The sequence below is a fragment of the Bacillus sp. UNC322MFChir4.1 genome (assembly GCF_000746135.1).
In the GTDB taxonomy this organism is placed as follows: Bacteria; Bacillota; Bacilli; order Bacillales; family Bacillaceae_G; genus Bacillus_A.
The window spans coordinates 284,084-296,533 of record NZ_JQKQ01000001.1 but is presented as its reverse complement, the minus strand read 5'-3'; the positions used below and the strand labels follow the sequence as shown (position 1 = coordinate 296,533).

Genomic DNA, 12,450 nt, shown 5'->3' with positions numbered 1-12,450 from the left:
TTAAAACCCACTTAGAATTCTTTAATCGAAAAGGAATAAAACGATGCAACTTTTTTTGTAAACTGTATAACTTTCTTTAAAACGGTACATCTTTTTTATAAACAGTACGACTTTATTTCAAAGCTACATCGTTTTTTAAACGGTTTTGTATGCTAGCTAATTGTTTTCGAATTAATCAACCTTTGATGCTTGTGAGTAGTTAAATAAATAAAACCAGGAAAGCAATTGCTTTCCTGGGAATTATTCACTCATTTTAGAAAACGATAGCTACAACGTCATCTGGGCAAACACGTAATAAACCTCCACCTGGTATACTGCCTCCTGAGAAAAGTGCTACGCCATTTGAGAAGCCTTCAAATACAACGTTAGTAAAAGTACCGTTATCTCTAATTGTTAATAGAGTGACTCGAGTACCGACTGAAAGATTTCTAAGAACGTTACAAAAACGATTTCTATTACCAGTACGGCGATCGTCGTGTTTAAAGCTACGGCGGCCGCTGCGTCTATCGCTACGGCAGACGTTGTGTCTATTGCTACGGCGACCACAGTCATCAAATCCAAAACATCCTCCGAACATAATTCTCACCCCCTTCACATTAATAAGATATGCTCTAGGTACATGCTTTGTTTGGACATAGTGTAATTTTTTTAAAAGATTTTTTCCTATTTTGTAGGAAAAGAATAAATGTCTTAGGTAGACTGTTGCGATTCTTCTTATAACATATGAGAAGGGAGAAATGAGAGTTTGGACAAAAGCTGATATGGAAATAAAAAAGACTGCCCCTTTTTTGTAATGACCCAGTAAAATGAGACAAGGATAAAGCACCCCCCACTGTCGTATGTAAATGTAAACGACAAATTGGAGGTGTTTTTTCTATGGGTAAAAAGAAAAATTATTATTCAGAAACTGTGAAGAGACAAGTGATTGAATTGAAGTTAGAGGGGAAATTAACCAATCGTGAAATTATGGAAAAATTGGGAATATGTAATGTGGGACAGATCAAAACATGGATGAAATGGTTTCGAAATGGAGAAGAACATCGATTAGCACAACCAATCGGCAAACAGTATAGTTATGGAAAAGGTCCTGCAGACTTAACTGAAATAGAAGAATTAAAACGAACAAATTGAAAGTAGAACTATTAAAAAAGTATCAGGAAATCGAAAGGAGATGGTCCCAGAAGTCATCGTCACGCTCGTAGAAGAAATGAAAAATCGATATTCCATCAGTCTCATCTGTGAATGCATGGGCATCTCCCGTGCTACTTATTATCGCTGGAGGAGAAAACCATGGGGCTTGTCTCCTCTAGAAAAGCAAATTAAAAGGCTTTGTACAACTTACAAATTTCGAATTGGACATCGCACCGTCACGGGGTTATTACGAACAAAATTAGCAATACAAGTTAACCGAAAGACCGTACAAAGAATTATGCAAAAATATGACCTTCAATGTAGAGTAAAACCAAAACGAAAAGTGAAGATAGTAGGAGAAAGTCAGAAAGTGTTACCAAATCGTTTAGAACAAAACTTTCAAGCAGACAGACCGAATCAAAAGTGGGTAACGGATATTACGTACTTGCCTTTTGGAGAATCTATGATGTATTTATCAACAATTATGGACCTGTATAATAACGAAATCATCGCTTATCGTGTGAAAGAAACTCAAGATGTAACTCTTGTATTAGAGGCTGCCAGTAAGAACAGAGAAGTAAAAGGTGTTACCCTTCATAGTGATCAGGGATCCGTCTATACTTCTTATGCTTTTCAGGATTTATCCGAAGAAAAAGGCATTATCACAAGCATGTCCCGGAAAGGAAACTGCTTCGATAATGCCGTCATCGAATCCTTCCACTCCACCATAAAGTCGGAAGAATTCTATACCCTAAAAAGGGTACGCCTTACAAATTCTATTGTACTAGAAAACGTGAATGATTTCATGCATTATTATAATCACATGCGACCGTTTAAAAAATTAAACTACCTGTCCCCGGTTGAATATAGGGAACAGGTAGCATAGGTGTTTTATTCCTGTCTCACATCAGTGGTCCAGTTCATTTTTAGGGCAGTCTTTATATTTTTTTGCTTTTATATAAAACAATGATATATACAGGAAGTGCTAATAGTAACGGTGCAAAGGAGCGAGAGGTATACTGACTAACTTCTGATTGAAGCGTTGTTTCTTTTGAAAACTGTAGCATCGCAATATTTGTCATATCCCCAACGAAGTACAGAAGCAGTACTGTGACTATGTAGCATAATATGGCGATAAAGCTTCCATATAAATTCAACGAAAATCCCTCACTTGTTATCAATTTGTTACTATTGTATCACAATTGTAACAAAAAAGCACCTTTAGACTACATTCTGTTATTATTAGGTAGTAATCCGCTCTTAATATTTAGAGAAAAGTGAAGAAGATAGATATGTACAAATAAAATAACGATATAAAAAACCTTTTCTTTTTAAGGGAGGACGAGAGCATCTGGCCATACATAGAAGCGGTCATGTTGTATTCTCCACAGCAGTGACTTAAATGCTGAATAACCGCTGTCAGATTCATAGTTGGTGAGAATTTCATTAGTGAGGAATAGAAAAAACCCCCATAGATGGAGGTTCACATTAATTTGCCCATTCTGTTACTTGTTCTACGCTCATACGTGGTGCTGGGTGTCCTGCTAATGTAGATTCACCAATTGTAATTAACATAATTGGAATGTAACGAGAAGAAACGTTAAACTCTTCCATTAATGCTTGTGGATTGAATCCTCCAATTGCACATGTATCCCAACCAGTTGCTTTTGCTGCAAGCATAAGCTGCATTGCTGCTAAAGAGGCGTTTGAGAATGCTGCATCACGCGGGTATTGTTCACGTTGATATGCACCTTCAATATTTTGCGCTAAACGATTTTTTGCTTCTTCCTGCATAAGTCCTTGTTCTACAAGTGGGCCGTATACAGAATCAACACTTTTATATGCTTCTAGGTCGCCTAAAATAGCAACAACTGCAGAGGCATCGAGAATTTGTTGCTGATTATATGCAATTGGATGTAAACGACGTTGTGCATCTTCTCCTTGGAATACAAGGAATTTCCAATGCTGTAGATTCCATGCTGATGGTGCTTGGCCAGCTGCTTTTAAAATATCATATAGTTCCTCTTTTGAAATTTCTTTTTCAGGGTTGAAAGCACGATTAGATGTACGTTCGTATAAAACAGTAAAGAAATCTTGCTTTGTCATTATAGTTCCTCCAAGTATCGTTTTTAATTGTAAATATTTTCGAATGAAAAAAATGTTCTTTACTTACATTTTGTTAGTTGATACTGTAAAAGGATATAATATATACATTTCTATTGTCAAGTATTTTGAAAAAGATGTGGGGAATAGAAGGTATTCGCACAGGAGTCTGATTTATTGTTTACATACAATAAAAGATGATACAGAGATTCAATTCGTTACCATGTGATAGTTTGTTGAATAGATTTAGTTCTTTTAAGTTTGTTAGAATGGGATAAATAAAGTGAGTGAAAGCCTAATGGTGAACATTCTACATTTTTTATTGGAACATACAGTTTTTCAAAATGTATTAAAGGATCTCGATATGAATGTCTTGTATATCGAAGATGGTCATAACGAGAGACACACAATTGCAATGATAAAGCCAAAGTGCTTGTTTTTGGCACATAGTTTTGAAGAAGGAAAAATATTGTTTGAAAAAGTTCAGCCGCAAATCGTGATTATATACATTACGAAAGCTTCTCAGGTTGATTTTGTGAAGGAACTATTTAATTCAGATATTTCATTTATCGTTGTATGGAGTGAAGAAGTGACATATCAATTTGTTGACTTAATTAAACTTGGTGTACGAAACATCGTCTTACCACCAATTACGCCGCAATCTGTACTTGCTGAAGTACAAAAAAGTGTGTATGAGTTGTCATTAGTTAAACAAGTCATATTACAGCAAGAGTTACTTCAAATGATATTTGATTTTCAAAATGATTTATTGTTTATTCTAGAAGATGATGAAATTATAGATTGCAATACAAATTTTTTACGGTTTTTCGGATACGAAGATCTTATGTCATATCATGAGCACCATATGACATTTGCAGAACATTTTGCCCAAGAGAATGAATATTATATTGCGGAAAATAATACAATGTGGATTGATGATTGCTTAACGCACTCAAGAAAAATTAAAATGTATAATGAAATTGGAGAAGCAAGAATATTTTTGTTACGTATTGCTCCGTTACCTAATGATGTATCGAGATTCATCGCGACATGTACAGATATTACAGCGTTAGAAGAAGAATATAAAGAGCAAGAGCGCTTAGTAACAACTGATTCTCTGACGAATATTTATAATAGAATGAAGTTTCAAATACTATTCTCAGAAGGCTTGGAAACTGCTGTACGAATGAATCAATCATTTGCTCTTGTTATATTTAATCTGGATAATTTTCAAAAAGTAAATGACACGTATGGGTATGATTTTGGAGACTTAGCGCTAGTACAATTGGCGGAACTTGTAACAACAAAATTACAGACGCATCATGTTTTTGCACGGTGGAGTGGAGAAGAATTTATTATTTTTTTATCTCAAACAACAGAAAAAGAAGCATTTCAAATTGCGGAAGCACTCCGGTTTTTTATTGAAACAAAAAATTTTTCTGGAATATCAAAGATAACAGCGAGCTTCGGTGTTGCGGCATTTGAAAATGGAATTACAAAAGAAATGTTAATGCATCGAGCAAATATTGCACTATATGAAGCAAAGAAAAAGGGGAAAAATCAAGTGTGTTTATATCGGAAAGAAAAAATGTAATTTTTTCGCAACAAATTGTTGCGATTTTTTTTTATTAACGGATAATGGGAAGGAGGGGAGGAGTAAATACTTAAGATGCGATGGAGGATTATTAAGAAATGAAGACGTTATGGAGTACAATTATTTTTTTACTTTCTATTTTATTAGTAGGAAGCTATTTCTTTTTTAAAGTACCTGCTAAAAAAGAAGCTCAATCAATAAAAACAACTGCCCCTGCTAATACAACGAAAGAAAAACAAAAAGAAAAACCAAAAGAAATTGATTATACCGCTGTTACTCAAAAACTAGATCAGTATTTAAAAGACAAACAATTTAATGGATCAGTCCTTGTTACCTATAAAGGGCGTACAATATTAAATAACGGGTATGGCTATGCGGATATACAAAAGCAAATTGAAAATACACCGCAAACAAAATATCGAATTGGTTCTATTACAAAAACGGCCACTGCTGTATCGATTTTACAGTTACAAGAACAAGGGAAGTTAAATATACAGGAAAATGTACATACATATATTCCATCTTTTCCTGCGAATAAAAATATTACATTATATCATTTATTAACGCATACATCAGGACTACCTGGGCATGGGAAAGGTAAAGTTAATGCGGCATCACGGCTTAATTTAGTAACGTGGCTTGGACAACAACCAACTGCTTTTCAACCGGGGCAAGGCTGGTTATATACAGATTATAATTATATGTTACTAGCTTATATTGTGGAAAAAAGATCGGGACAATCTTTAGCACAATACGTTACAGAACACATCTTTATTCCAGCGGGAATGACAGAATCAGGAATGGGAGAGACACCAGAAGGAGATGTGAATTTTACAAAAGGATATAAAAAGCAAGAGAATGAGCTTGTATTAGCTCCAAAATTAAATATGAATTGGTTATATGGATGCGGTGAGATGTATACAACGGCACATGATATGCAAAAATTAGACGAAGCAATTATGACAACTAAGCTTATTTCGCCTGAAAGTTTAAAATTAATGGTAACACCATCTGCGGAAAAAAAATACGCATTTAGCTTTTACATATATCCAGATTATTATCACAACCATGGTGTACTTTCGGGATGGAATACATTTAATAACTTTAATTGGGATAAAAAATTATTTGTTACTGTATTTTCAAATGTGCAAAATGGAATTAATGATGAGTTTAATTCAGAATTTCGTAAACTTGTGAGTGATTTGTTAGAAAAAGAGGAGATGAGAAAATGAAGCAGTTATTACCACCAGCTTCTATTGGTTTTGTTGGTACCGGTGTTATGGGAAAAAGTATGGTACGTCATTTACTAAAGGCAGGCTATACTGTGTACGTATATAATCGTACAAAAGAAAAAACTGCGGATTTAATTGAAGAAGGCGCACAGTGGTGTGATTCTCCAAAGGAAATTGCAGGAACAGTAGATGTAGTAATGACTATGGTTGGATATCCGCATGATGTAGAGGAAGTATATTTTGGTGAAAATGGAATTCTTACTCAAGCAAAACAAGGAACAATTACGATCGACTTTACAACATCAACACCAACTTTGGCGAAACGGATTTACGAAGAAGGAAAGAGTAAGGGGATTTATGTATTAGATGCCCCTGTATCGGGCGGAGATGTTGGAGCAAAAGAAGGGCGTCTTGCAATCATGATTGGTGGAGACGAAGAAGTATATACAGCCTGCTTGCCATTATTTGAACTATTAGGTAAAAATATAATATTGCAAGGAAAAGCAGGTAGTGGTCAACATACAAAAATGTGCAATCAAATTGCAATTGCATCCAATATGCTTGGTGTATGTGAAGCACTTGCTTATGCAAAAAAGGCAGGGTTACAACCAGAAAAAGTGTTACAAAGTATTTCTACTGGTGCAGCAGGCAGCTGGTCATTAAGTAATTTAGCACCTCGTATGTTACAAGATGATTTTGAACCAGGATTTTATGTGAAGCATTTTATAAAAGATATGAACATTGCCTTAGCAGAAGCAGAAGAGCTTGGATTATCTGCACCTGGCTTAACTCTTGCTAGAGAATTATATGAGCAATTGATGCAAGATGGTGAAGAAAATAGTGGAACACAAGCATTATATAAACAATATATAAAGGAATGATTGTATGAGTTTAGAAAAGTTCGATAATATTATTCGCACAGTACAGTGTACAGAAACGACTCTTATTAATGATAAACAACAGGCGGCGTTTAAAAAGAAGTATAACTTTGAACCGTTATTTGAATATGGTAGAGATGCAACAGGGCGTTATGTTATTCGAACAACGAAAGAAATGCTAGAAGAGATGAAATTTTATTTAGCATTAAAATATGAGCGTGATCTCATTGATTTATATATGAATGCAGAAGTAGACGGGAAATTTTATGTTTCGGTTAGTTACGGAGACGATGCGCTTCATTTACAAGAGCTGTTTCAATTTTTAGAAGAAAATAAGTAAAAAAGTCCTCGTTATGAGGACTTTTTTATTTAGGAAAGGCTTGTTGCCCGGCGTGCTTTTTCAATTGGAAAGGGAATCACTTCAGCTATTCTGTTTTGAGTAAATCGTTTTGTGCGAGCGTGACGTAATATATAGAAGGCAAACAGGATACCGACAGGAACTGCACCATATAAACCGAAAAATAAAGCGCTTACAGTAGATGCGACGAAACCAATCATACCAATTTCTAACTCATCCATAATAGCTCCCAAAACAGCAGGTATAGCCCCGCAAACGACACCAAAAAGAATTGCTAAAATTAACTCCATATATTCCCTTCCTCCTTTTACAATATCGTTCTTTTTTTCTATTATTTGTATTATAACATAGTTTAAACAGAATTTTCAGAAAAAATTCATAAAATGTTCATAAAATTGTAAAAAAATTTCAACAAAAAAGAAGGATTATCTCATTAAGGAGATAATCCTGTCCATAGGAGGAAATATATGTAGAGTGAATAAAGGGAAGGAAAAGGGGAAGCAATCCCCTTTATTCAACATGCTACCTTAATAAAGTGAAACTTCCATCAGTGGGGGGGTTCATTCCCCACTGGTGGTTAGTTGAACCAATCGGGCTTTTACGGACAGTTAGACTCCCACCTATCTTCTTTGCTTCTCTCCCAATCTTGAGGTGGGAGTCTTACTGTCCGTTAATGCGGGATAAATAGGAACACAACCTTCAGTTGTTACAAAAATACGAATTGCGACAACTTGACGATCATTTTGAAGAGAAAAATAATGTCTCGTGTTTTCAGGAACCGAAATTAAATCTCCAGGTTCAAGTTCAACGTCGAAGAATGGACCATTTTTTCCTTGGATGGTAAAAATGCCATGCCCGCTGACGATAAAGCGAACTTCATCATCAGTATGATGGTGTTCTTGTCTAAAGTTTACTAATAATTCTTCTAGATTAGGTGAGGCACTAGAAAGTGAAATAATATCGCTCGCTTGATAGCCGCGGCGCTTAGAAATATCCGTAACTTCTGGTGCAAACACTTCTAAAATTTCATTCTTATTTTCAACAGTTAATGCATAGTTTTCATATAAATGACCAGGAAGTTTTGTAATATCCCATTTTTCATACAAAACACCTTCATTTTTTAAGAACTGCTGTACTTCTATTTCATTTTCAATACGTGTGTTAATTTCATGAATACGTATTTGCGCCATGTTGAACATCTCCTTTAATTGATAAAAGTTTAATATGGAACTGAAATAGAAATTCGTATGCTTCTAATCTTTTTTTTGTATCAAACCCATCTTTTCCCCATACGGTAATGCCGTGATTGCGAATTAAAACAGCACCTGCATCTTCATGAATATGCTTGCGGAATTCTTCACCTAAAGTTGGAATATGTGCATAATTTTCGATAATTGGAATTCGAATAGAGGCTCCTTCTTCCCAAATATTGAGCGCTTTAATAATTTCTTGATTACGGAGTACAACTTCTTGATCGTATACGTTCGTAATGACATTATTATCAGTCGTATGAATGTGTAAGACACACGCAGCATTTGTAAGGTTATAAATGTAGGTGTGCAGCAGTGTTTCGGCAGAAGGGCGTAAATCAGTTTCTAAAACAGGCTTGCTGTTTTGATCAACTAACAAAAAGTCGTCCGGCGTTGTTTTTGTTTTATCTCTTCCGCTTGCTGTAACGAGAAAGGTAAGAGGATTATCACTCACTTTTATTGAAATATTACCGCTTGTTGCTGGGAACCAATTCCGATCAGTTAATTCTTTTTTTAGTTCACTCAGTTCTTGCCACTGACGAAAGAGCTGCCTCACTTTATCACTCCTAACAATTTTTCCACTTCGTTTTGTATATCATGAAATGTTTCAAATGGTACATAAGGAATATGATGTTCTATACATTTAGTAATCAAAAAGTCACGAGCAAATACTTTGTCAGCAAGTTTTGCTGCTTGCAAATCTGTAATAGAATCACCGATTACAATATTAAAACCGCTTTGTGAACTTAAATTGCGAATAAGCGTTGATTTACAGAGACCACATTTATTTTCACAATGCTCATCGCACGAATGCGGCCAATTTACTTGAATTGTGTCGTTGGAAAAATCAGTTGTATTACAGTAAATTTGTTCAAAATCAACTAGTCCTTCGAGAAGAGGATAAACAAAAAAGTCCATTCCTCCTGATATGATATAAAGTGAGATATTATTTTGTCGTAAAAAATGTACAAATTCTGTAAAGCCAGTACGAATGACGGCGGTTTCTTTTATATAGGCTGTAATTTTATTTTGTAAACTTGAAGGCAATAGAGAAAAAAGCATTCCTACGCCTTCTTGAATAGATAGCTCTTGTGATAAAATTTGCTGTTTAATAGCTTCTGCCTCTGGTGGTGCAAATTTTTGTATAATGGCAACAATGTTATCATTATTTGTAATTGTGCCATCGAAGTCACAAAAAATTTGAATGCTCATGCTTTCACCTCTTTAGTAGGATTGCCCCAGAGACGCAAAGCAGCTTGTAAATAAGAATCATCAACCTCATGAAGCGGCGTGTTGGTTAAAGCTGCATCGATAGCAGCTCGAAATGCTTTTCCACCCCCCTGTGCACCGGATGGATGGCCGTGAATACCGCCGCCAGCATTAATGACACATTGCTCACCGAAGTCACGAATCAGTAGTGGGACAAGTCCTGGATGAATACCAGCAGATGGAACCGGAAAGCTACGCTTAAATGGTTCATTTTCATCTGTAAGCGCTTTGGCTAAATGAAGTGCTTCTTCTTGTTGTAAAGCGACATTTCCATAAGGTGATGGAAATAGTGAGAAATCTGCACCAGCATAGCGAAGGAGCTTGCCGAGTAATAAAGAAGAAGATACCCCATATAATTTAGATGTTATGTAAGTTCCACTTACTGCTGGATGTGCCATAATTGGGATAGAAATATTATTATCTTCCGCTAGGGCTTGCAACACATCAAGTCCATATGCGAATACGTTGAAAAGTAAAAGGTCAGCCCCGGCATCAACGGCTTGTTTTGCTTTTTCTTTTAAATCATAAGTCCGTCCTGAAAGATTAACAGCATATAACGTTTTATGACCGTATGTTTCATAAACAGATTGCAATACTTCTTTCCCAGCGTGAATGCGTTCTGATAACGGTGTTAACGGATTATCAAATAAAATCTCATCATCTTTTACAATGTCAACGCCGCCGTTCGCTTGATCGCGGAGCTGTGTTTTTAAATAACCGATATTCCGGCCGATCATTCCTTTGAAAATACTCATGAGCAGGGGGCGATTGTGAACATTCAAATTGTTTCGTATTTTATCAATACCAAATTTAGGACCAGGGAAGCTCTTTTTAATCTCATCAGAAAATGTTAAATCAATTAATTTTATTTCTCCGTCCAAAGATAATTTTCCGAAAACAGTTGTAAAAATTGCTGGTAAGTCGGTTGTGAAGTTAGCGGATGGATAATGAATTTTAATAAATCCGCGTGTTACTTTTTTATTAAGGTATATGTTTGTATTTTCATCAGTTTCTAATTTTTCTACGCTAACGACTGAGCCTTTATGTCGTCTTAATTGTTCTTGTAATAAGTGTGGTAAATGTGTCCACGAACCAACTGTTAAACCGAGAGCAATTTGCTCTGCTTTTTTGATTAAATTATGAGAATCATCGTGAATGAAGTAAGTTGCTGTTATTCCGCTCATTTTCATAACCTCCTAGTTGAATAAAAAAACCTCTCAGCTAAGGAGAGGTTTTTTACAACCAGCTCCTTATCTGTCAGCATAACGCTGCGAGAATTAGCACCGTGCCTACATAAAGTAGATCGGTTGCCGGGTTTCATCGGGCTCGTCCCTCCACCAGCTCTTGATAAGAAGTATTTGGAAATGTTTAAAATTTTTGATAACTGAATTTTGACAGAGAATTTTTACGTTGTCAATTGTTTTTTGAAAATTTTTAATTTAGCGATTCTATGAATTGCTTCTTGAAGGCGTTCCTCTGAATGTAATAAACCGACGCGAATATAACCTTCCCCGTGTTTGCCGAAGCCGATGCCTGGAGCGACAGCAACGTGCGCTTGTTTTAATAGTACATCAGCAAATTCCTCTGACGTATACCCATTTGGAACAGGGAGCCAGGCAAAGAAAGAACCTTTTGGTGAAGTGACATTCCAGCCGATAGAACGACAAGCAGTAATGAAAGCATTTCTTCGAGATTCATAGCGTTCTACGAGTTCATCGACACAAGTTTGCGGGCTTAATAATGCTTCGCGAGCAGCTTCTTGTACAGCACCAAAAATACTAACATACATATGATCTTGTAATAAGTTAATCGTTTCAATAACACTTTCATTTCCGGCGGCAAATGCAATGCGCCAACCTGCCATATTATACGTTTTGGACAACGTATATATTTCAATGCCAACATTTTTTGCTCCATCAGTTTGTAAGAAACTAATTGGTTTTTTAGCGTCAAAACCAATCGCTCCATACGCAAAATCATGACAGACTAAAATGTCATGTTTATTTGCAAACGATACAGTATCCTCAAAGAACTTTGGTGTTGCAACAGCTCCGGTTGGATTGTTCGGATAGTTTAAAAACATTAATTTTGCCTTTTCAACCGCTTGTGCATCAATCTTTGTGTAATCAGGTAAAAATTGATTTTCTGATAATAGTGGCATTGTAGCAATCTTTGTTTTTGCTAAGGCTATCCCTGATAAATAATCTGGATAACCTGGATCAGGAACGAGGATTGTATCACCTGGATTCGTAAAACAAAGTGGTAACTCAACTAAGCCAGCTTTTCCACCAAATAGAATAGCTACTTCTGTTTTGGGATTTAATTGTACACCGTACTCACGCTCATAAAATGTAGCGATAGCCTCTTTTAAACTATCATGTCCTCGAAATGGCGGGTATTTATGATGAATAGGGTGCTTTGCTGCACGTTGTAATGCTATTACGATGTGATCTGGTGTTGGTTGATCAGGATTTCCTTGTCCTAAGTTAATAACATCATGACCAGCTTGCATTACTCCATTTACTTTGGCGACAAGGGAGGCAAAAAATTGTGTTGGTAATGATGTTAATATCTCGGAAGGTTGAAAATGTTTCATACTTTCCACCTCTTTTGAAAGTTGTTACAATTATAGTGA

Annotated in this window: 13 protein-coding genes, 1 pseudogene and 1 riboswitch; of the genes and pseudogenes, 5 read left to right on the top strand and 9 right to left on the bottom strand. The window is 35.8% G+C overall.

Annotated elements, in window-relative coordinates:
* Nucleotides 1–253: 253 nt before the first annotated feature.
* Complete coding sequence (locus BR72_RS01425; RefSeq protein WP_051957196.1) at nucleotides 254–577, bottom strand: DUF3915 family protein; 324 nt, start codon at nucleotides 575–577, stop codon at nucleotides 254–256.
* Nucleotides 578–876: 299 nt separating this feature from the next.
* Here BR72_RS01425 and BR72_RS01415 point away from each other — a divergent pair.
* Nucleotides 877–2,017 (top strand): annotated as a pseudogene (locus BR72_RS01415) (IS3 family transposase).
* A 52-nt stretch (nucleotides 2,018–2,069) separates the two neighbouring features.
* On the opposite strand, the gene BR72_RS01410 reads toward BR72_RS01415, so the two are convergent.
* Nucleotides 2,070–2,288, bottom strand: coding sequence for a hypothetical protein (locus tag BR72_RS01410; protein ID WP_035429324.1), 219 nt, complete (start codon nucleotides 2,286–2,288; stop codon nucleotides 2,070–2,072).
* 331 nt (nucleotides 2,289–2,619) lie between these two features.
* A complete protein-coding gene (locus BR72_RS01405) occupies nucleotides 2,620–3,237 on the bottom strand; it encodes a nitroreductase family protein (protein ID WP_035429321.1) in 618 nt (205 codons plus the stop codon).
* Between the two features lie 298 nt (nucleotides 3,238–3,535).
* Between BR72_RS01405 and BR72_RS01400 the strand changes: the two genes are divergently transcribed.
* The 4 genes from BR72_RS01400 (at nucleotide 3,536) to BR72_RS01385 (ending at nucleotide 7,278) form a co-directional block, all read left to right on the top strand.
* Entirely contained in the window at nucleotides 3,536–4,828 is a 1,293-nt protein-coding gene (locus BR72_RS01400; RefSeq protein WP_035429933.1) for a GGDEF domain-containing protein, read from the top strand.
* Nucleotides 4,829–4,926: 98 nt separating this feature from the next.
* Nucleotides 4,927–6,060 carry a serine hydrolase domain-containing protein gene (locus BR72_RS01395; RefSeq protein WP_035429319.1) on the top strand — a complete coding sequence of 378 codons (1,134 nt, stop codon included), beginning with the start codon at nucleotides 4,927–4,929 and terminating at the stop codon, nucleotides 6,058–6,060.
* The gene (locus BR72_RS01390; protein WP_035429317.1) at nucleotides 6,057–6,941 is read left to right on the top strand and encodes an NAD(P)-dependent oxidoreductase; all 885 of its coding nucleotides are present in this window, start codon (nucleotides 6,057–6,059) and stop codon (nucleotides 6,939–6,941) included. The genes BR72_RS01395 and BR72_RS01390 overlap by 4 nt, the downstream gene beginning before the upstream one ends.
* A gap of 4 nt (nucleotides 6,942–6,945) precedes the next feature.
* On the top strand, nucleotides 6,946–7,278 hold the full coding sequence (locus BR72_RS01385; protein WP_035429315.1) for a DUF3909 family protein: 333 nt from the start codon (nucleotides 6,946–6,948) through the stop codon (nucleotides 7,276–7,278).
* Between the two features lie 29 nt (nucleotides 7,279–7,307).
* Here BR72_RS01385 and BR72_RS01380 read toward each other — a convergent pair whose 3' ends face one another.
* The 6 genes from BR72_RS01380 to BR72_RS01355 form a co-directional block, all read right to left on the bottom strand.
* Entirely contained in the window at nucleotides 7,308–7,586 is a 279-nt protein-coding gene (locus tag BR72_RS01380; protein WP_035429313.1) for a hypothetical protein, read from the bottom strand.
* A 330-nt stretch (nucleotides 7,587–7,916) separates the two neighbouring features.
* Nucleotides 7,917–8,486, bottom strand: coding sequence for a cupin domain-containing protein (locus BR72_RS01375; protein ID WP_051957195.1), 570 nt, complete (start codon nucleotides 8,484–8,486; stop codon nucleotides 7,917–7,919).
* Nucleotides 8,464–9,102, bottom strand: a complete 639-nt coding sequence (locus tag BR72_RS01370; protein WP_035429311.1) for a methylthioribulose 1-phosphate dehydratase — start codon at nucleotides 9,100–9,102, stop codon at nucleotides 8,464–8,466. Before BR72_RS01370 ends, BR72_RS01375 begins: the two co-directional genes overlap by 23 nt.
* The gene (locus tag BR72_RS01365) at nucleotides 9,099–9,758 is read right to left on the bottom strand and encodes a 2-hydroxy-3-keto-5-methylthiopentenyl-1-phosphate phosphatase (protein ID WP_035429309.1); all 660 of its coding nucleotides are present in this window, start codon (nucleotides 9,756–9,758) and stop codon (nucleotides 9,099–9,101) included. The genes BR72_RS01370 and BR72_RS01365 overlap by 4 nt, the downstream gene beginning before the upstream one ends.
* On the bottom strand, nucleotides 9,755–10,999 hold the full coding sequence (gene mtnW / locus BR72_RS01360) for a 2,3-diketo-5-methylthiopentyl-1-phosphate enolase (protein WP_035429308.1): 1,245 nt from the start codon (nucleotides 10,997–10,999) through the stop codon (nucleotides 9,755–9,757). Before mtnW ends, BR72_RS01365 begins: the two co-directional genes overlap by 4 nt.
* A gap of 63 nt (nucleotides 11,000–11,062) precedes the next feature.
* A riboswitch (SAM riboswitch) is annotated at nucleotides 11,063–11,169 on the bottom strand.
* Nucleotides 11,170–11,220: 51 nt separating this feature from the next.
* Nucleotides 11,221–12,420: a pyridoxal phosphate-dependent aminotransferase gene (locus tag BR72_RS01355; RefSeq protein ID WP_035429306.1), complete on the bottom strand. Its 1,200-nt coding sequence runs from the start codon at nucleotides 12,418–12,420 to the stop codon at nucleotides 11,221–11,223.
* Nucleotides 12,421–12,450: the final 30 nt, after the last annotated feature.

Bases quoted from the DNA above. Each gene is read 5' to 3' on its own strand.
- BR72_RS01425 (WP_051957196.1), bottom strand. From the start codon at position 577: ATGTTCGGAGGATGTTTTGGATTTGATGACTGTGGTCGCCGTAGCAAT.
- BR72_RS01405 (WP_035429321.1), bottom strand. From the start codon at position 3,237: ATGACAAAGCAAGATTTCTTTACTGTTTTATACGAACGTACATCTAAT.
- BR72_RS01395 (WP_035429319.1), top strand. From the start codon at position 4,927: ATGAAGACGTTATGGAGTACAATTATTTTTTTACTTTCTATTTTATTA.
- BR72_RS01390 (WP_035429317.1), top strand. From the start codon at position 6,057: ATGAAGCAGTTATTACCACCAGCTTCTATTGGTTTTGTTGGTACCGGT.
- BR72_RS01385 (WP_035429315.1), top strand. From the start codon at position 6,946: ATGAGTTTAGAAAAGTTCGATAATATTATTCGCACAGTACAGTGTACA.
- BR72_RS01380 (WP_035429313.1), bottom strand. From the start codon at position 7,586: ATGGAGTTAATTTTAGCAATTCTTTTTGGTGTCGTTTGCGGGGCTATA.
- BR72_RS01375 (WP_051957195.1), bottom strand. From the start codon at position 8,486: ATGGCGCAAATACGTATTCATGAAATTAACACACGTATTGAAAATGAA.
- BR72_RS01365 (WP_035429309.1), bottom strand. From the start codon at position 9,758: ATGAGCATTCAAATTTTTTGTGACTTCGATGGCACAATTACAAATAAT.
- mtnW (WP_035429308.1), bottom strand. From the start codon at position 10,999: ATGAGCGGAATAACAGCAACTTACTTCATTCACGATGATTCTCATAAT.